This window comes from Frankia sp. R43 (assembly GCF_001306465.1).
Taxonomy (GTDB): Bacteria; Actinomycetota; Actinomycetes; order Frankiales; family Frankiaceae; genus Parafrankia; species Parafrankia irregularis.
In genome coordinates this window covers 1610784-1629031 of sequence record NZ_LFCW01000001.1, presented here as the reverse complement: position 1 = coordinate 1629031, position 18248 = coordinate 1610784, and the positions used below count along the sequence as shown (strand labels likewise).

Below are 18248 nucleotides of genomic sequence, written 5' to 3'. Positions count from 1 at the left end.
ATACGGTCGCGCCATGCGCCTCGTCATCGCCCGCTGCAGTGTGGACTACGTCGGTCGGCTCAAGGCGCACCTGCCCAGTGCGGTTCGGCTGCTGCTGGTGAAGGCCGACGGCTCGGTGTCCATCCACGCGGACGGGCGCGCCTACAAGCCGCTCAACTGGATGAGCCCGCCGTGCGCGATCGTCGAGGCCGAGGGCGTCTGGCGGGTGACGAACCGGGCGGACGAGCAGCTGGTGATCTCGATCGAGGAGATCCTGCACGACTCCACGCACGAGCTGGGTGTCGATCCGGGGCTGCGCAAGGACGGGGTCGAGGCGCACCTGCAGGTGCTGCTCGCGGACCGGCCGGACGCGATCCGCGAGGGACTGACGCTGATCCGCCGGGAGTACGAGACGGGCATCGGCCCGGTCGACCTGCTCTGCCGGGATGTCGACGGTTCCACCGTCGCGGTCGAGATCAAACGGCGCGGCGAGATCGACGGGGTGGAGCAGCTCACCCGGTACCTGTCCCGCCTCGACGACGACCCGGCCCTGCCGCACCCGGTGCGCGGGATCCTGTGCGCCCAGTCGATCACGCCGCAGGCCCGGGTGCTCGCGGGTGACCGTGGCATCTCCTGCGCGACCGTGGACTACGACGCGCTGCGTGGGCTGGAGCCGTCCATCCCCACGCTGTTCTGACCCGCTACTCCGACCCGCTGTTCCGGCCCGCTGCCGGGCGCTGTCCCGGCGCGGGGCCCTGACCCGGCGGCAGTGTTCCTACCATGGGCGCCGGCGGGTTTTCAGGGTCTTCATATGTGGCAGATTTCGTCACGATCACAGGCTCCTGCGTCGTGAATCTGCGACGATCCGGTCATCCGAGCGCGCGACGCCTCCGCCAGAGCCGCGCGCTGTGGACGGGACGCGCGGACCCTGGGACGAAGGAGCGCTATGGGCCAGGACACTTCCCTCGGTGAACTGACGAAGATCGGAGTCGTCGGTCTGGGGACCATGGGGGCCGGCATCGCGGAAGTGCTGGCCCGCGCGGGCATCGACGTCGTCGGCGTCGAGAAGGACGACGAGGGCCTCGCCCGCGGTCGGGGGCATCTGGAGCATTCGACCCAGCGGGCCGTTGACCGGGGCAAGCTGACCACGCAGGAGCGCGAGGAACTGCTGGCCCGGGTGCACAGCGGCACCGATCTCGCGGCCGTCGCCGACTGCCCGCTGGTGATCGAGGCCATTCACGAGCGCCTCGACGCCAAGCTGGAGCTGATCGGCCAGCTCGACCAGCTCTGCCCGCCGGCCACCGTGATCGCCAGCAACACCAGCTCGCTGTCGGTCACCGAGCTCGCCGCCGCGACGCACCGGCCTTCGCGGGTGCTCGGCACCCACTGGTTCAACCCGGCTCCGGTGATGGGACTGGTCGAGGTGGTCGGGACGGTCGTCACGGATCCTGCCGTGCTCGACGGGGTGCGGGAGCTGCTCGGCCGGGTCGACAAGACGGCGGTGTCCGCCGGCGACCGGGCCGGCTTCATCGCCAACGCGCTGCTGTTCGGCTACCTGAACAACGCGGTGCGGATGCTGGAGGCGCACTACGCGACCCGGGAGGACATCGACGCGGCCATGCGCTACGGCTGCGGCCACCCGATGGGTCCGCTGGCCCTGCTCGACCTGATCGGGCTCGACTCGGCGTACGAGATCCTCGAGTCGATGTACCACCAGTCGCGCGACCACCTGCACGCCCCGGCGCCGCTGCTCAAGCAGCTCGTCACGGCGGGGATGCTCGGCCGCAAGACCGGCCGCGGCTTCTACACCTACGCCGCGCCCGACTCGCCGCAGGTGGTCGACGAGGCCGGCGCGACCGAGGTCGCCGGGGTGACCGCGCGGCCGGTCCGGCTGGTCGGCGTGGTCGGCACGGGCACGATGGCCACCGGCATCGTCGAGGTGCTCGCGCGTTCCGGCTACGACGTCGTGTACCGGGCCCGTTCGGACGACAAGGTCTCCTCGGTGCGCAAGCGGCTGACCGAGTCCTTCGACCGGGGCGTCCACCGCGGCCGCCTCACCACCGAGGACCGCGACGCGGCGCTCGCCCGGGTGACCGGCACGACGGAGCTCGACGCGCTCGCCGACTGCGACCTCGTGATCGAGGCCGTCGTCGAGGAGCTGGGGGTCAAGCGGGCCCTGTTCGCCGCACTGGACGAGGTCGTGAAGCCCGGGGCGATCCTCGCCACGACGACGTCCTCGCTGCCGGTGATCGAGTGCGCCACGGCGACCGGGCGGCCGCGGGACGTCGTCGGCATGCACTGGTTCAACCCGGCGCCGGCGATGCGCCTGATCGAGGTCGTGCCGACCGTGCTGACCGCGCCGGACGTGACCGCGACGGTGCTCGCGGTCAGCCGGGCGGCCCGCAAGCATCCGGTGGTGTGCGCGGACCGCGCCGGGTTCATCGTGAACGCCCTGCTGTTCCCCTACCTCAACGACGCGGTGCGGATGCTGGAGGCGCACTACGCCACTGTGGAGGACATCGACACGGCGATGACGGTGGGGTGCGGGCATCCGATGGGGCCGTTCGCCCTCGCGGACGTCGTCGGCCTCGATGTGACCCTCGCGATCCAGCGGACGCTCTACCTGGAGTTCCGGGAGCCCGGCTACGCCCCCGCCCCGCTGCTGGAGCATCTCGTCAAGGCCGGCTACCTGGGCCGCAAGACGGGGCGGGGATTCCGCGACCACTCACGTTGAGCCGGTACGGAGGAGGTCACTGACCGAAATCCGGGGTTGATCACCGGGCGGGCCGGTCGGCAGGCATGTCTACGATGTCGGCGGGTGGGCATGCGGGCGTCGCGCGCACGAATGGCGGCGTCTGTGCCGGCCGCCCGAACCGGTGAGGAGGACGGCTGTGGCCATGGTGGACAAGGACGCGCTGCGCGACTTCGGCCGTGAGGTGGCGACTTTCCTGCCCGACCTGGTCGTGATGCTGCGCCGGGTGCTGGCGGACCCGCGCGTGCCGCAGCAGGCGAAGCTGGAGGCGGGCGCCGCGCTGGCCTACCTGGCGTCGCCGAAGAACCGGCTGACGAACTTCATCCCGGTGATCGGCCAGCTCGACGATGTGGCCGTGGTGGCGTTCGCGTTCCGCCGGCTGGTCGTGGGGGCCGGCGAGCCCATCCTGCGGGAGCACTGGCGCGGAAGTGACCGTGCGTTCCACGCGCTGATCGGTGCCTCGTCGGCGCTCGCCAGCCCGGCGGGCATGCTGCGGCGGGCGAATGTGGCCCGCACCCTGGCCGGCGCCGCGATGCAACGGGTGAGCGGGCGCGGCGGACCTGGCGGGGGCGTGGAGGACCGCGGCGGCGCGGCGGGCACGATCAAGGTCGTGGACGGCGAGGTCGTCGGCCGATCCGTGCCGGACGGTGACATCGGCGGTCGTTGAGATGCGCCACGGTGGCCTCGGCGACACCGCGGGAGGCGGTTCGGGTGCAGGCACCGCGGGCCGCGGTTCGGGCACAGGCAGGGCGGGTGTAGGCGAGGTGGGCGCAGGCGGGGCGGGCGAGGTGGACGGGGCGGGCAACGCGGACGAGGCGGACGAGGGCTGGGTCGTTCGGCCGGTCACCGGGGCTGCGACCACGAAGGCGTACCGCTGCCCGGGCTGCGACCACCTCATCGAGCTGGGCACGCCGCATCGGGTGGTGTGGCCGGTGGGCGCGCTCGACGATCGCCGCCACTGGCACACCCCCTGCTGGGCACGCAGGCACGCGCGCCCGGATCGTTTCCGGCGCGGTGGTCGGCGGGGCTAGCCGGCTCGACGGGATGAGGATGTTGCTCGCCGCAGGCCTGCCGCGGCACGGTCCCGATCAAGATCGGTAGTCGGTCGTGCCGGTGGGGTTCGCATTCCGGTCCGCTGGGACACCGCTGAGCCCGGTAGTCGGTTTGGCGAGTCGCAGGAGTGAACGATTTCGGTCGTTCCGACGACCAAAATCCTTCCTTCTTGCGGTTCGCCAGGCGCGTCTCCGCCCTTTTGTCCCTCTTGAGGTGAATGGCTGACGCGCTGTGGTGGCGTGGGATCCCCGGCGGGCAGCGGTGCGGGCGGTGGCGGTGCGGCGGGCAGCGGTGCGGGCGGTGGCGGTGGCGGTGCGGCGGGTGGCTGTGCGGGTGCGTGCGTGGGGCCGGACGCCTGATGCCGGGGGCCGGGCGGGGGCGTCTGGGGTGAAGCCTGCCGGGATGGCACTAGCTGTGTGCCGAGGCAGCCGTCTGGGTGGATGTGGTCTCGCCGGCCGTGAGCGCTCGCGGCGTTGACGAGGCCTGCAGTGGTGCGGTCGCGGCGGTGAGCCGGTCCCGCAGCGCGCCGAGCTGGGCCGTCACCTGGTCGTGCAGCGCGCCGAGCTGGGCGGTGACCTGGTCGCGCTGGTTCTCGAGCTCGGCGAGGCGCCGGGCGGACTCGCCCTCCAGCTGGGCCGCGGTCGCGCGCGCGGTCTCGACGACCCGCTCGGCCTCGGCCAACGCTGTGCCGACGATGTTCTGGGCCTGGTCCTCGGCGTCGCGCACCGTTCGGTCGCGGGTGTGCTCCGCCTCGGTGACGATCCGACGGGCCTCCTCCAGCTGTGCCTCGGCGTCCCGGGTCCGCTCGGCGCGGACGGTCGCGGCCTCCTCCTCGGCGAGCTGGAGGATCTGGGTGATCCGCCCGCCGAACTCCTCCCAGGCCGGCCGGTTCGCGGCGAGGTCGTCGCGCACCCGGGCCGCCTCGGTGGCCGCCTCGGAAGCGGCGGCCTCGGCGGCGGCCCGGTGCGACTCCGCCTCACGCAGCTGCTCGACCAACCAGTTGACGTGCGCATTCACCTGCTGCGGATCGTAACCGCGGCGCACCAGATCGAACCCGGGAGCACCTTCACTGTCACCGGGCATCGGAATGAGATCGCTGTGCTCTGTCATAGGGCCTCAGCATCTCAGACGGGCAATCGCCGGGTGACAGGAGCTTGGGCCTGGGCAGGCCCGGGACACAGGTACTTACACGCCGCGGAAGCGGTTGATTGCCGTCAGGTGACGAGCCCGGGTCTGCTCGTCACGAACACCCAGCCCCTCCTCCGGCGCCAGACACAACACCCCGACCTTCCCCTGATGCGCGTTGCGATGCACATCGAACGCCGCCTGCCCCGTCTCCTCCAACGCATACACCCTCGACAACGTCGGATGGATCAACCCCCGCGCCACCAACCGGTTCGCCTCCCACGCCTCCCGATAGTTCGCGAAATGCGACCCCACGATCCTCTTCAGACTCATCCACAGATACCGGTTGTCGTACTCGTGCATGAACCCACTCGTCGACGCACACGTCACGACCGTCCCACCCTTACGCGCCACGAACACCGACGCCCCGAACGTCTCCCGCCCCGGATGCTCGAACACGATGTCCGGATCCTCCCCACCCGTCAGCTCCCGGATCCGCGCCCCCAACCGCTTCCACTCCCGCGGATCCTGCGTCACCTCATCCGACCAGAACCGATACCCCTCCGCCGCCCGGTCGATCACCAGCTCCGCCCCCATCGACCGGCAGATCTCCGCCTTCGCCGGCGACGACACCACACACACCGGAATCGCCCCACCCCGCAACGCCATCTGCGTCGCATACGACCCCAGCCCACCCGACGCGCCCCAGATCAGGACGACGTCGCCCTGCTTCATCCCGGCCCCGTTCCGCGACACCAACTGCCGATACGCCGTCGAGTTCACCAGACCGGGGGACGCCGCCTCCTCCCAGCTGAGGTGGTTCGGCTTCGGCATCAGCTGGTTCGCCTTCACGAGGGCGAGCTCCGCGAGACCACCGAAGTTCGTCTCGAACCCCCAGATCCGCTGCTCCGGATCCAGCATCGTGTCGTTGTGACCCTCGGGCCGCTCCAACTCCACCGACAGACAGTGCGCCACCACCTCGTCACCGGGGTGCCAGGCATGCACCCCCGGTCCGGTCCGCAACACCACACCCGCCAGATCCGACCCCACCACGTGATACGGCAGATCATGCCGCCGCGCCAACGGCGACGTCCGCCCATACCGCTCCAGGAAACCGAACGTCGACAACGGCTCAAAAATCGACGTCCACACCGTGTTGTAGTTCACCGACGACGCCATCACCGCCACCAACGCCTCACCCGGCCCCAACTCCGGCGTCGCCACCTCATCCACATGCAACGACTCCCGCGGATCCTTGTCCCGCGACACCCGCCCCTCGAACAACCCCACCTCGTCCTTCCGCACCACCACACCCCGATACGACTCCGGCACCGCCAGCGACGCGAACTCCGCCTGTCGTTCCGGCGACCGCTGCCCGCCCGTCATGATCGCGTCCAGGATGTGCTTCATCATCGATCTACCTCCGGCTGTGCTGGTCGGGGGACCGAGGGCGGATGGAGCCCGCCCGGCCTGGTGTACCCGCGGGTAGGCGGGCCAGATGAACTGAGGGGTGTCAGCGCGCCGCGCGACGCGATAGAACTTCTGGGACAACCTTGGAGGCTCGGCGCGCGTCAGACTTTCCGTGACCGCGCCCATGACAGTCGTGGAAGGGTGGCGACCCGTGCCTGCGCGGAGCGACGCCGCCCGTAGCGCTGTCGCGCGGGACGCCGACGCCGCTCTGACCGCGTTGTACTCCGAGCACTACCGATCCCTCGTCCGTCTCGCCGCGCTGCTGCTGGATGACATCGGGCTATGCGAGGAGGTCGTCCAGGACGCCTACATCCGGGTTCACGGCGCCTGGGGGCGGCTGCAGGACAGGGACAAGGCGCTTGCCTACCTCCGTCAGACAGTGGTCAATCTCGCACGATCCACGCTCCGTCGTCGACTGGTTGCTCTCAAGCACGCACCCAAGCCGATGCCCGACGCCGCGAGCGCCGAGGAGGGGGCCTACTCTCTGGTCGAGCGCGCCGCGGTCGTGCAGGCGCTGCGGGAGCTGCCCAGACGGCAACGAGAGGCGGTCGTGCTCCGCTACTACGCGGACATGTCGGAGGCTGACGCCGCCGCGGTCATGGGTTGCAGCGTCGGATCGGTGAAGGCCTACACCTCACGCGGGCTGGCGGCCCTGAGTGGCAAGTTGGAGGGCCTGCGGTGAACAGCGGGCTCGAACCGGAGGAGCTCACCAGGCTCCTGCGGGCGGCAGTGGAGCCGATCCGGACCTCGCCGGACGCGTTGAACCAGATCCGGGCCGGTGTGGAGCGCCGGCGCTGGTGGCGGATGCCGCTGATGGCCACCGGCGGCGTGGTGATGGCGGCCCTGATCGCGCTGGCGTTCGTGGCCGTCCGCCCGCAGTCGTCGCCGTCCGAGCAGATCGTGGAGCCGGCCGGGCCGCCGCTGATCTCGTCGGTGATCGAGCCGACGGCGGGCCCGTCGGCCGGGCCCTCCGCCGGCGGCGGTGGTTCGGGCGGCGGTACCCGTCCCTCCGGCGGGACCAGGTCGCAGCACACGACCACGCCACCACCGGCGACCAGCTCGACCCCACGAACCGGCACCACCCCGTCCAGCCCGGCGGCGAGCGCGACCACCGGGCAGGGCGGCTCCGGCTCCCTGAACCTGCCGTCACCGGCGTACCGGCCCGCCCACGCGAACGACGTGGACGGCGACGGAACCGCGGACACGGTCCGGCTGAACGGCACGAAGGTCGAGGTCGTCTTCTCCCGCGGTGGAAAGCCCGGTTCGGTCGACCTGCCGAGCCTGCAGCTGCCGACCGTGCACGCCGTCGTGGACGCCAACGGCGACGGCTTCGCGGAGATCCTGGTCCGCACCTCGAGCCGGGACAACATCGACGAGTACGCGCTGCTGCGCTACGCCGCCGGCGGAGTCCTCTCGCAGGCCCAATCCGTGGGCGGGGCCGCCCTTCGCATCGCCTCCGGGGTGCGGGAGGACAGCGCCTTCGGCTTCCAGTGCGACGGCAGCGGTCTGCGGCTCATCTCGGGCACCTCGTCGGATGGCATCTCGTACCAGACCGTCACCACGGCTGTGCAGATCACACCGGACGGGCTGGTCGCGGGCCAGGTGACCCAGGATGTGGTGACCGGGTCGAGCGTGGGCACCCTGTTCGCGCCGAGCTGTGGCACCCTCTCCGCCCTGTCCTGACCTCCACTCTGTCCTGATCTCAGCTCTGGTCCTGACCCACGCGTGATGTGACTCACCGGCTGTGGCCCGGCTCACGAGTCGTGCGGCCGGGCCGGATGGCGAGTCGGAATCCGCCGTGGTGGCGGGTGAACCGCCGCCGGCCCGGGGCTGTCACCGGGGCAGTGGTGCCCGGTCGCCGGCGGCTGTCGTCCCCGGCACGTGCACCAAGATCACGTTATTGTGGCTGGGAGAGTTTTTTGGTTTCTCATCCCCCCACCCGGCCAGCCGTGGTGTGAGCGGCGCGGCCCGCGGTCGCGAGCACCACCCGGTGGCCGTGGCGGGCCGGTACCGCGCCAACCGGTACCCGTGAACCCGAGGAGGCGTCATGCCTGGTTCTGTGATTGTGGCCGGTGCCCGCACCCCGGTCGGCAAGCTTTCCGGCGCCCTCAAGGACTTCACCGCCGTCGAACTCGGTGGGATCGCGATCGCCGGTGCGCTGAAGCGGGCCGGGCTGTCACCCGAGGCCGTCCAGTACGTGATCATGGGTCAGGTCATCCAGGCCGGCTCGGGTCAGGCCGCCGCCCGCCACGCCGCCGCCAAGGCCGGCGTACCGCTGAGCGTTCCGGCGATGACCCTCAACAAGGTCTGCCTTTCCGGCCTCAACGCCATCGCGCTCGCCGACACCTACATCAACCAGGGCGTGTTCGACGTCGTCGTCGCCGGCGGCATGGAGTCGATGACCCGCGCGCCGCACCTGATCCCGGCGCTGCGCCCGGGCGTGAAGTACGGCGACACCACCGTCACGGACGCCATCGCGGCCGACGCGCTCACCTGTGGCTTCGACCAGGTCTCGATGGGCACCGTGACCGACCGCGTCAACTCCCGTTACAACCTCACCCGCGCCGAGCAGGACGAGTTCAGCGCGCTGTCGCACCAGCGGGCCGCCGCAGCCGCGAAGAACGGCCTGTTCGAGAACGAGATCGTGCCGGTCGAGGTTCCGCAGCGCCGCGGTGAGCCGATCATCGTCAGCGCCGACGAGGGCGTCCGGGGCGACACCACCGCGCAGGCGCTGGCCAAGCTGCGTGCCGCGTTCCTGGACGGCGGGACGATCACCGCCGGCAACGCCTCCCAGATCTCCGACGGCGCCGCCGCCGTGCTCGTCACCAGCCGGGCGAAGGCCGAGGAACTGGGCCTGCCGATCCTGGCCGAGATCGGTCACGCCGGGTATGTCGCCGGTCCGGACAACTCCCTGCAGTCGCAGCCGGCGGAGGCGATCAAGGCCGCGCTCGCGAAGGAGAAGCTCACCCCGGCCGACCTCGACCTCGTCGAGATCAACGAGGCCTTCGCCGCTGTCGGCATCCAGTCGATCCGCGAGCTGGGGATCAGCCCGGACATCACCAACGTCAACGGCGGCGCGATCGCCGTCGGGCACCCGGTCGGCATGTCCGGCGCCCGGATCGCCCTGACCCTGGCCCTGGAGCTCCAGCGTCGCGGCGGCGGTGTCGGCGCGGCCGCGCTGTGCGGTGGCGGTGGTCAGGGCGACGCGCTGGTGCTGCGCGTACCGGCCCAGGCGTGAGCGCCGGCTCCGCACGGGCCGCCCGGGCCGCCTGGGCCGATCCGGCGGAGCTGACGGCTGCCGCGCTGGCGGGGGACCGCCGCGCGGTGGCCCGCCTCATCTCGCTCGTCGAGGACTCCTCGACGGCCCTGCGCGAGGTGAGCGCCCTGCTCGCCCCGCACACGGGCCGAGCCCGGGTGATCGGGCTCACCGGGGCACCCGGGGTGGGCAAGTCGACGTCGACGTCCGGCCTGGTCGGTGCGTACCGCGCCGCGGGCCTGCGGGTGGGCGTGCTCGCCATCGACCCGAGCTCGCCGTTCACCGGCGGTGCGCTGCTGGGCGACCGGGTGCGGATGGTCGAGCACGCCAGCGATCCGGATGTGTTCGTCCGCTCGCTGGCGACCCGCGGCAACCTCGGCGGGCTCTCCTGGGCCACCCCGCAGGCGCTGCGTGTCCTTGACGCCGCCGGGTTCGACGTCGTGCTGGTGGAGACCGTCGGCGTCGGCCAGGCGGAGGTCGACGTCGCCGCGCTCGCCGACACCACCCTGGTGCTGCTGGCCCCGGGGATGGGCGACGGCATCCAGGCGGCCAAGGCGGGGATCATGGAGATCGCCGACATCCTGGTCGTCAACAAGGCCGACCGGCCCGGTGCCGACCACACCTATCGCGATGTCGTGACGGCTGTCCGGATGGCAGGCCGGCCCCGCGAGTCGATCGCCGGCACCGCGTTCGCCGGCACCGCGTTCGCCGGTGCCGGTGCTGCGGCTGCCGTGGATGGCGGGGCTGGCGGGGGGCTGGAGGACTGGCACCCCGACGTCATCCGGGTGGCGGCCGTGAGCGGGGAGGGCCTGCCCGAGCTGGTGGCCGCCATCGAGCGCCACCAGACGTGGCTGCGGGCCAGTGGCGTGCTGCGCCGGCGCCGGCTGCGGCGCGCCGGGGAGGAGATCTCCCAGATCGCGCTGGCCGGCCTGCGCGCCCGGCTGGGCCGCCTCGACGACGGGCAGCGGCTGGCCGAGCTGGCCCGCCGGGTGACCGACGGCCAGCTCGACCCCTACACGGCCGCGGACACCCTGCTGGCCGGCGTGGCGGGCTGAGCGCCCCGGTTTGGCAAGTCGCAAGCGTGAAGGATTTCGGTCGCTGGAGCGACAAAAATCCTTCACGCTTGTGGGTCGCCAGGCGACCCGGTGACCTTTTTGCCCCTCTTGAGGCCAATTACTGGCGCTGCGACGCGGCGCGGGATCCTTCGATGGGTGGCCGTGCGGGTGGGGTTCGCGTTCCATCGGCGCGACCGGGCCACGCCCAGGCTGCTGGCCCGAGGCTGCCAACCGTGCAGCAGCCGCTGGCCACGCGCGGGCGCGGGCGCGGTATTCGGTATCAGGGCGCGGTGAGCTGGGATGTCGCGGCGATCAGGGTCGTGACATCGAGCGGCATGCCCAGAATCTGCCTGGCACCGGCTCGGCGCAGGCGGGTCCATTCGTCCGGGTCCGCCTCGGCCGCGAGGACGAGCGCCGGCACCGTCCCGGCCACCGGGTCGGCCGCCAGCCGCGGCAACAGGTCGGCGGCGGTCACGTCGGGCAGGTCGCCGTCCAGCAGGACCAGCGAGGGCCGGGCCCGCCGGATGGCCTCCACCGCCAGCGCCCCCCGCGGGACGCTGATCGTGTCCGCCCCGAGCGCGCTGGCGAGTGTGTCGGTGACGAGCTCGCGCAGCCCGGGATCGCCGCTGATGTGGACCACGCGCAGGCCACCGGGCTCGAGCTGACGCTCGCCGGGTGCCTCCTGGGGATCCTCGTCCGCGTGGTCGTAGCGGACGTCGACGGCGTCGAGGACGACCGCGAAGACGCTGCCCACCCCCGGCCTGCTGGCGACGGTCAGCACACCGCCCATCGCCGTCACGAGGGCCTGGGAGAGGGCGAGCCCCAGCCCGCTGCCCTCGACGCCGGTGTCCTCCGCGCCGAGCCGCTCGAACGGCCGGAACAGCCGGGACAACGCGGACGGGGAGAGCCCGAAGCCGTCGTCCTCCACCTCGATGCGGATCCGCGAGCCGGTCACCGGCACGATGCCGACCCGGACGCTGCCGCCCTCCCGCCCGTACTTAAGCGCGTTGCCGATCAGGTTGAGCAGGACCTGCCAGAGGCGGCGGCGGTCCGCGTCGGCGATGAGCGGCCGGGCCGGCTGGATGACCCGCCGGATACCGCGCCGCTCCGCCAGCGGCTCGACCAGCTCGACCACGCCCTGGACGATGTCCAGGACGTTGACCGGCCCCTTGTTGATGTCTCCTCGCCCGGCCCGCAGCCGGGCCAGGTCCAGCACGTCGTCGATGAGCGCCTGCATGTGCCGGCCGCCGGTGATGATGCGCTCGACGTCCTCGTGCAGGTCGGGCGTGAGCGGCTCCAGCTCGAGCAGCTGCGCGAACCCGAGCATCGCGTTGAGCGGCGTGCGCAGCTCGTGCCCGAGCCGGGCGACGAACTCGTCCTTCGACCGGGACTCCCGCTCCGCGGCGCCGCGGGCACGGGCGTCGACGGTGTCCCGGGCGACGATGACGACCCCGCCCGCCGGATCCAGCCTGGCCGTCACCGTGTACGGCGCCACCGCCCCCGCGACGTCGATCAGCCACACGGTGCCCCGCCATGCCGCGGTGCGGGTCAGCGCCTGCGACACCGGGCTCGCGAGGTCGGAGCGACAGCCGGGCTCCACCACACCCGACAGTTCGTGCAGGTGCGGCGTGGAGCCGACCCGATCGCCCAGGAACGCGGCGGCACTGCTGCTCATCTCGCGGACGCGACCGTCCCCGCCGACGATCACCACAAGATCCGTCAGCGTCTCGAGCAGGGTACTCAGCCCCACCTAGGCCTCGTCCGTCTCGTCATAAATCTGCATCCACCCCACGGCGGGTCATGGTAGGGCGTACCGTCAGCGGACGTTGTCCCGGGTTTGGTGTTGGCGGGTTGATTCGCCGATGTTATCAACCGATGGTGACAGTGTCGTCGCCCAGGAGATCTGCCGGTGTGGCGAGTGTCCGGCCGGGACAGGGTGGGCGTGGTAGGTCTGTCCACATGCTTGTTGCCTTCAGCGTCACCCCCATCGGTCTCGGCGAGGAGGTCGCGGCACCGGTCGCCGAGGCGGTCCGGGTCGTGCGTGAGTCCGGGCTGCCCAACGAGACCAACGCGATGTTCACCATGATCGAAGGCGAATGGGCCGAGGTCATGGAGGTTGTGCGGCAGGCCACCGAGGCCGTCGCGGCCCGGTGTGGGCGGGTGAGCCTGGTGCTCAAGGCCGACCTTCGCGAGGGTGTCACCGACGCCCTGCACAACAAGGTGGCAAGCGTCGAACGGCATCTCGCCGCCGGCTGACGCCGGCCGGCGGGTCCGCCGAGGTTTCTGGGTCACCGTGGGGCCACCGGAAGGCAACCGCGGGGCCACTGTGTGGTCGCTGTGTGGCCGCTGTGGATGGCCGCGCGGGAAAAAGTCGACCGGTGGCACCCGACCCGCGTCCACCGAGTGCAACGATGGAGCCATGCAGCGGAGGTCACCTGTCCCACCCGGCTCGCCGCGCAGGGGCGGGCCGGGCCGAATGCCCGACACACTCGGCGGTCTGCGCCTCGCCGGCGCCGTGCCCCTCGACCCCAAGCCCGCACCGCCGCCGCCCCCGGTCGGGCGGCCCGGTGCAGGTCCGGCCGGTGCCCCGGCCGGCGCACCCACCACCGGTGCCACCGGGCCGGTCGTCGTGGATGTGACGGAGGAGACGTTCAACGACGAGGTCGTGGCCCGGTCCATGGAGGTGCCGGTCGTCCTCGACTTCTGGGCGTCCTGGTGTGGCCCGTGCAAGCAGCTCAGCCCGGTGCTGGAGCGGCTCGCGGCGGCCGACGGCGGGCGCTGGGTGCTCGCCAAGGTCGATGTGGACGCCAACCCCGGCCTGGCCCAGGCGGCAGGTGTGCAGGGGATTCCGGCGGTCAAGGCGGTCGTCGGCGGCCGGATCGTCGGTGAGTTCACCGGCGCCGTCCCCGAGCGTGAGGTGCGCGGCTGGCTGGACCAGCTGCTCAGCGCGGTCGGTGAGATGCCGGGCGGGCCCGCGGGCGCGGCCCCGCCGCCCCACCTCGCCGAGGCCCACGACGCGATGGCCCGTGGCGACCTGGACGCGGCGGCGAGCGCCTTCCAGGCCCAGCTCGCCGAGACGCCCGCCGACCCGGACGCCGCCATCGGCCTGGCCCAGGTGGAGCTGCTGCGCCGGGTGAGCGGCTACGACGCCGGCTGGCTGCGCCAGCGGCTCGCCGCCGACCCCTACGACGTCGAGGCGGGGCTCGCCGTGGCCGACCTGACGGTGGCCCAGGGCGACCCGGCCACGGCCTTCAGCCGGCTGGTGGAGCTCGTCCGCCGGACGTCGGGAGAGGACCGGGAGAAGGTGCGGGCGCACCTCGTCGGCCTGTTCCAGGCCCTCGGTGACGGCGAGCCGGCCGTCGCCCCGGCCCGGCGAGCGCTGGCCGCCGCACTCTTCTGACCGTCTGACCGCAACACGCTCTTCTGACCGCACGACCGCCGGCGAGCGCCGAGGACCTGAGGATTTCGTCGTACCAGCGACCAAATCCTCAGGTCCTGCTCGGCCGCTGCGTCAGGCCTCGGCCGCGGGCGGGTTCTCCGGGTCGTACAGGAACCAGATCGTGCCCAGCGGGGGCAGCGTGAGCTCCGCCGAGGCCGGCAGCCCGTGCGCGGAGACCGGTGTCGCGGTGACAGCGCCGAGGTTGCCCATGCCGCCGCCGTCGTAGTCGATCGCGTCGGTGTTGAGGATCTCCCGCCACCGGCCGGCGTACGGAAGGCCGAGGCGGTGGCGGACATGGCCGGCGCCGGAGAAGTTCGTCACGCAGGCGAGGACCTGCTCGCCGTTCGCGGACCAGCGGGCGAACGCGAGGACGTTGTTCGCCGCGTCGCTCGCGTCGATCCAGGAGAAGCCGTCGGGTTCGGTGTCGCGTTCCCACAGCGCCGGGGTCCGCCGGTAGGTGTGGTTCAGGTCCCGCACGAGGCGTGCCACCCCGCTGTGCCCGTGGTCACCCAGCAGGTGCCAGTCCAGCGTGGTCGCCTCGCTCCACTCGTTGTCCTGGGCGAACTCACAGCCCATGAACAGCAGCTGCTTGCCCGGGTGGGCCCACATGTAGCCGTAGAGGCCGCGCAGGCCCGCCAGCTGCGCCCGGCTGTCCCCCGGCATCTTCCGCAGCAGCGATCCCTTGCCGTGCACCACCTCGTCGTGGCTGAAGGGCAGGATGTAGTTCTCCGAGTAGGCGTACATCATCGAGAACGTCACCTGGTGGTGGTGGTACGTCCGGAACACCGGTGCCCTCGACTCGTAGTCGAGGGTGTCGTGCATCCAGCCCATGTTCCATTTGAAGCCGAAGCCCAGGCCGCCGAGATGCGTCGGGCGGGTCACCCCGGGCCAGGCCGTCGACTCCTCGGCGATCATCATCGCGCCCGGCACCGTCCGGTAGACGGTGGCGTTGACCTCCTGCAGGAACTCGACCGCCTCCAGGTTCTCCCGGCCGCCGTGCACGTTCGGGACCCACTCGCCGGAGGGACGGGAGTAGTCCAGGTAGAGCATCGAGGCGACGGCGTCGACCCGCAGCGCGTCGACGTGGAACTCCTCCAGCCAGAACAGCGCGTTCGCGACCAGGAAGTTGCGTACCTCGGGCCGTCCGAAGTCGAACACGTAGGTGCCCCAGTCGGGCTGCTCGCCGCGGCGCGGGTCGGGGTGCTCGTAGAGGGCGGTGCCGTCGAAGCGGCCGAGGGCGAAGGCGTCCCGCGGGAAGTGGGCGGGAACCCAGTCCACGATCACGCCGATGCCCGCGGCGTGCAGCGTGTCGACGAGGTGGCGGAAGTCGTCCGGGCTGCCGAAACGGGACGTCGGTGCGTAGTACGAGGTGACCTGGTAGCCCCAGGACCCGCCGAACGGGTGCTCGGCGACCGGCAGGAACTCGACGTGGGTGAAGCCGTTCTCCAGCAGGTACCCCGGCAGCTCCGCGGCGAGCTCGCGGTAGCTCAGGCCACGCCGCCAGGACCCGAGGTGGATCTCGTAGACGCTGATCGGCGCCGCGTGCCAGGCCGTCGCGGCCCGCCGGTCGAGCCAGTCGGCGTCCTGCCAGGTGTAGTGCGACTCATGCACGACGCTGGCGGTGGCGGGCGGCAGCTCGGTGGCGAAGGCGACCGGGTCGGCCTTCTGGCGCCAGACGCTGTCGACCCCGAGGATCTCGTACTTGTAGCGGGTTCCCGCCTCGACGCCGGGCACGAACAGCTCCCAGACGCCGGTCGAGCCCAGGGAGCGCATCGGCAGGGCGCGGCCGTCCCAGAAGTCGAAGTCGCCCACCACCCGCACACCGCGGGCGTTCGGCGCCCACACCGCGAAGCTGACGCCCGCGACGGGGGTTTCGCGACCGGCGACGGGCAGCTGGCGGACATGGGCGCCCAGCACCGTCCAGAGCCGCTCGTGCCGGCCCTCGCCGATCAGGTGCAGGTCGATCTCGCCGAGGGTCGGGCCGTGCCGGTAGGGGTCGTCGACGACGTAGGTCGAGTCCGGGTAGCTCACCTCGAGCCGGTAGTCGGGCAGGCGGCCGGGGACCGTGCCGGCGAACACCCCGCCGCTGTGCAGCCGGGTCAGCGGGTGGCGGACGCCGTCCACAAGCGCGGTCACGGCCGTGGCGTCGGGGCGCAGCGTGCGCAGGATCGTCCAGGCGCCGGCGGGATGCGCGCCGAGGACCGTGTGCGGGTCGTGGTGGGCGCCACCGACGAGGCGGTCGAGCTCCTCGCGGGGCACGTCCACCCGGGGGGCACTGGCCGGGTCCGGCGTGTCCGGCGCGTCGGACGCGCCGGGCCGGTCCACGACCGCGGTGTCGGTGAACCTCGACAGCCGCGCCAGGTCAGGGCGCCCGTTCACGGAACCGTTCCGCGCCACGTCGTCGGGATCGTCCACTACGGCCACCTGTCCTTCTCTCCTGGTCGGGACCTCGTCGTCCCCGATCGGGACCTCGCCTTCGAGGTCCCGGCTACTACGCGTGGTCCGAGCCCTCCAGGGCGGGCGCCGCCGCGCCCCGCCCCGCCGGCTCGCTGGTGAGACGCTCGACCGACCGCAGCGGGATGCTGACCCATCCTGGCCGGTGGCGGGTCTCGTACAGCACCTCGTACACGGCCTTGTCCAGCTCGAGCGCGCGCAGCAGGGCGTCGTCGTCCCTGGGGTCGCGGCCGGACTCGGCGCCGTAGCCGCGGCAGAACGCGTCACGGTTGTGGTCGGCCCACTCCAGCGCCCGGTAGGCCAGCGCCGGCTCGTCGGGCCGTTCCAGCAGCATCGACTGCGCGGCGTAGTCGAAGGAGCGGAGCATGCCGGCGACGTCGCGCAGCGGGGATTCGAGCAGGGTGCGCTCGGGCACCGGCCGGGCCGGCTCACCCTCGAAGTCGAACAGCACCCAGCCGGACTCGACCCGGAGCACCTGGCCGAGGTGCAGATCGCCGTGGATGCGCTGGAACGGGCCAAGATGCCGGGCCGTGCGGACGTTGTCGTAGGCGGCCCGCAGCGCGGACTCGAAGGGCGCGAGCTCGGTGAGGGCCGCCAGCGCGTCGTCGAGGCGCCGGTGCAGGTAGTCGGCCAGCGTCGACAGCGCCGCCGGGTCGGCCGGCCGGGTCGGGAGGGCGGCCGCGAGGTGCCGGTGCACCTGGGCGGTGGCGGCGCCGAGGCGCTCGGCCTCGGCGGCGAAGTCGCCACCGACCTCGTCGGCGTGCAGGTCACCTTCGGCGTACAGGTCGCGCACGCTGGCCAGTGCCAGCAGCCAGCCCTCGGCGCCGGTGCGCAGGAAGTCCTGCATGAAGGCGAAGGTCGTCGGGACGCCGGACAGCTGGCCGGAGAGCCAGGCGACCGGGCGTGCCACGTGCTCGCTGCCCGCCCGGGCCAGCACCCGGGTGATCTCCAGGTCGGGGTTCATGCCGGGCCACAGCCGGCGGAACACCTTCAGGATGTAGGCCTCGCCGTAGACGATCGAGGTGTTCGACTGTTCCGCGCCGATCGAGCGTGCCGGGAGCTCGCCTTCGTCCAGCGTCTCCACGGTCGTCGCGGTGAGGCCCTCCCGGCTCGCCCCGCGCCGCAGGTAGGCGAGCAGGGCGGCGTTGCCGTCGGTGTCGCGCAGGCCGTCGTAGACCAGGCCGATCGACGACTCGCCGATCAGGAAGGTGTCGTGGCCGAAGGGGGAGTCCGCCCGGATGACCACCGGAACCTGGTAGTAGTCGGCGGGCCCTCCGTCGTCGAACTCGACCTCGACCACCAGCAGGCGCAGCACCGCGGCCGGGCCGGCGGCAGCGGTGCTCGTACTCGCTGCCGTGCTGGTGCTCGCCGTCGCACTCGTTTCCGTGTCCGTGTTTCTGCCTGAGCTCAGCTGGACGTCCTGAACGACGCGCGGCTGCCCACCTGCCCGGCCCTTGCCCGCGAACCAGCGCTGCCGTGGCAGCCAGTCCGCGAGCAGGTCCGCGAGCTCGGAGTGCTGGTCCGTCATGCTCGACCTCCCTGCGCGTCGTGTCGCGTTGTCGTCCGCCCGGTCCGCGATCCGCCGGCGGCGAGCCCTCGGAGCCGCGGAGCGCCCCGGTCGAATCGGGGCGGAGCCGCCGAGCTCCCGTGATCTGCCCGGAGCGT

At 72.2% G+C, this 18248-nt stretch carries 15 protein-coding genes; 10 read left to right on the top strand and 5 right to left on the bottom strand.

Annotated elements, in window-relative coordinates:
* Nucleotides 1-13: 13 nt before the first annotated feature.
* The 4 genes from nucS (at nt 14) to ACG83_RS06105 (ending at nt 3762) form a co-directional block, all read left to right on the top strand.
* Nucleotides 14-676, top strand: a complete 663-nt coding sequence (nucS, locus tag ACG83_RS06120) for an endonuclease NucS (protein ID WP_006545636.1) — start codon at nt 14-16, stop codon at nt 674-676.
* A 249-nt stretch (nt 677-925) separates the two neighbouring features.
* A complete protein-coding gene (locus tag ACG83_RS06115; protein WP_054565070.1) occupies nt 926-2713 on the top strand; it encodes a 3-hydroxyacyl-CoA dehydrogenase family protein in 1788 nt (595 codons plus the stop codon).
* 157 nt (nt 2714-2870) lie between these two features.
* On the top strand, nt 2871-3398 hold the full coding sequence (locus tag ACG83_RS06110) for a YkvA family protein (RefSeq protein WP_054565069.1): 528 nt from the start codon (nt 2871-2873) through the stop codon (nt 3396-3398).
* A 97-nt stretch (nt 3399-3495) separates the two neighbouring features.
* A complete protein-coding gene (locus ACG83_RS06105) occupies nt 3496-3762 on the top strand; it encodes a hypothetical protein (RefSeq protein WP_054565462.1) in 267 nt (88 codons plus the stop codon).
* A gap of 430 nt (nt 3763-4192) precedes the next feature.
* Here the strand turns inward: ACG83_RS06105 and ACG83_RS06100 are convergent, their stop codons facing one another.
* Both ACG83_RS06100 and ccrA read right to left on the bottom strand, forming a co-directional pair.
* Nucleotides 4193-4894, bottom strand: a complete 702-nt coding sequence (locus tag ACG83_RS06100) for a hypothetical protein (protein ID WP_054565068.1) — start codon at nt 4892-4894, stop codon at nt 4193-4195.
* Between the two features lie 75 nt (nt 4895-4969).
* Nucleotides 4970-6319, bottom strand: coding sequence for a crotonyl-CoA carboxylase/reductase (gene ccrA, locus ACG83_RS06095; protein WP_054565347.1), 1350 nt, complete (start codon nt 6317-6319; stop codon nt 4970-4972).
* Between the two features lie 184 nt (nt 6320-6503).
* Between ccrA and ACG83_RS06090 the strand changes: the two genes are divergently transcribed.
* From ACG83_RS06090 to meaB, 4 genes are all read left to right on the top strand, one after another.
* Entirely contained in the window at nt 6504-7061 is a 558-nt protein-coding gene (locus tag ACG83_RS06090; protein ID WP_050796088.1) for a SigE family RNA polymerase sigma factor, read from the top strand.
* Nucleotides 7058-8062, top strand: a complete 1005-nt coding sequence (locus ACG83_RS06085; RefSeq protein WP_054565067.1) for a VCBS repeat-containing protein — start codon at nt 7058-7060, stop codon at nt 8060-8062. The genes ACG83_RS06090 and ACG83_RS06085 overlap by 4 nt, the downstream gene beginning before the upstream one ends.
* 364 nt (nt 8063-8426) lie before the next feature.
* On the top strand, nt 8427-9617 hold the full coding sequence (locus ACG83_RS06080) for an acetyl-CoA C-acetyltransferase (protein ID WP_054565066.1): 1191 nt from the start codon (nt 8427-8429) through the stop codon (nt 9615-9617).
* Nucleotides 9614-10690, top strand: coding sequence for a methylmalonyl Co-A mutase-associated GTPase MeaB (meaB, locus tag ACG83_RS06075; RefSeq protein ID WP_054565065.1), 1077 nt, complete (start codon nt 9614-9616; stop codon nt 10688-10690). Before ACG83_RS06080 ends, meaB begins: the two co-directional genes overlap by 4 nt.
* Nucleotides 10691-10970: 280 nt before the next feature.
* Here the strand turns inward: meaB and ACG83_RS06070 are convergent, their stop codons facing one another.
* Complete coding sequence (locus ACG83_RS06070) at nt 10971-12440, bottom strand: HAMP domain-containing sensor histidine kinase (RefSeq protein WP_054565064.1); 1470 nt, start codon at nt 12438-12440, stop codon at nt 10971-10973.
* A 209-nt stretch (nt 12441-12649) separates the two neighbouring features.
* Between ACG83_RS06070 and ACG83_RS06065 the strand changes: the two genes are divergently transcribed.
* Both ACG83_RS06065 and ACG83_RS06060 read left to right on the top strand, forming a co-directional pair.
* Complete coding sequence (locus ACG83_RS06065) at nt 12650-12946, top strand: MTH1187 family thiamine-binding protein (RefSeq protein WP_035954275.1); 297 nt, start codon at nt 12650-12652, stop codon at nt 12944-12946.
* A 220-nt stretch (nt 12947-13166) separates the two neighbouring features.
* The gene (locus tag ACG83_RS06060) at nt 13167-14090 is read left to right on the top strand and encodes a tetratricopeptide repeat protein (protein ID WP_054565063.1); all 924 of its coding nucleotides are present in this window, start codon (nt 13167-13169) and stop codon (nt 14088-14090) included.
* Between the two features lie 111 nt (nt 14091-14201).
* On the opposite strand, the gene glgB is transcribed toward ACG83_RS06060, so the two are convergent.
* Both glgB and ACG83_RS06050 read right to left on the bottom strand, forming a co-directional pair.
* Nucleotides 14202-16544, bottom strand: a complete 2343-nt coding sequence (gene glgB / locus ACG83_RS06055; RefSeq protein ID WP_054565062.1) for a 1,4-alpha-glucan branching protein GlgB — start codon at nt 16542-16544, stop codon at nt 14202-14204.
* A 76-nt stretch (nt 16545-16620) separates the two neighbouring features.
* Nucleotides 16621-18111, bottom strand: a complete 1491-nt coding sequence (locus ACG83_RS06050) for a phosphotransferase (RefSeq protein WP_054565061.1) — start codon at nt 18109-18111, stop codon at nt 16621-16623.
* Nucleotides 18112-18248 lie beyond the last annotated feature (137 nt).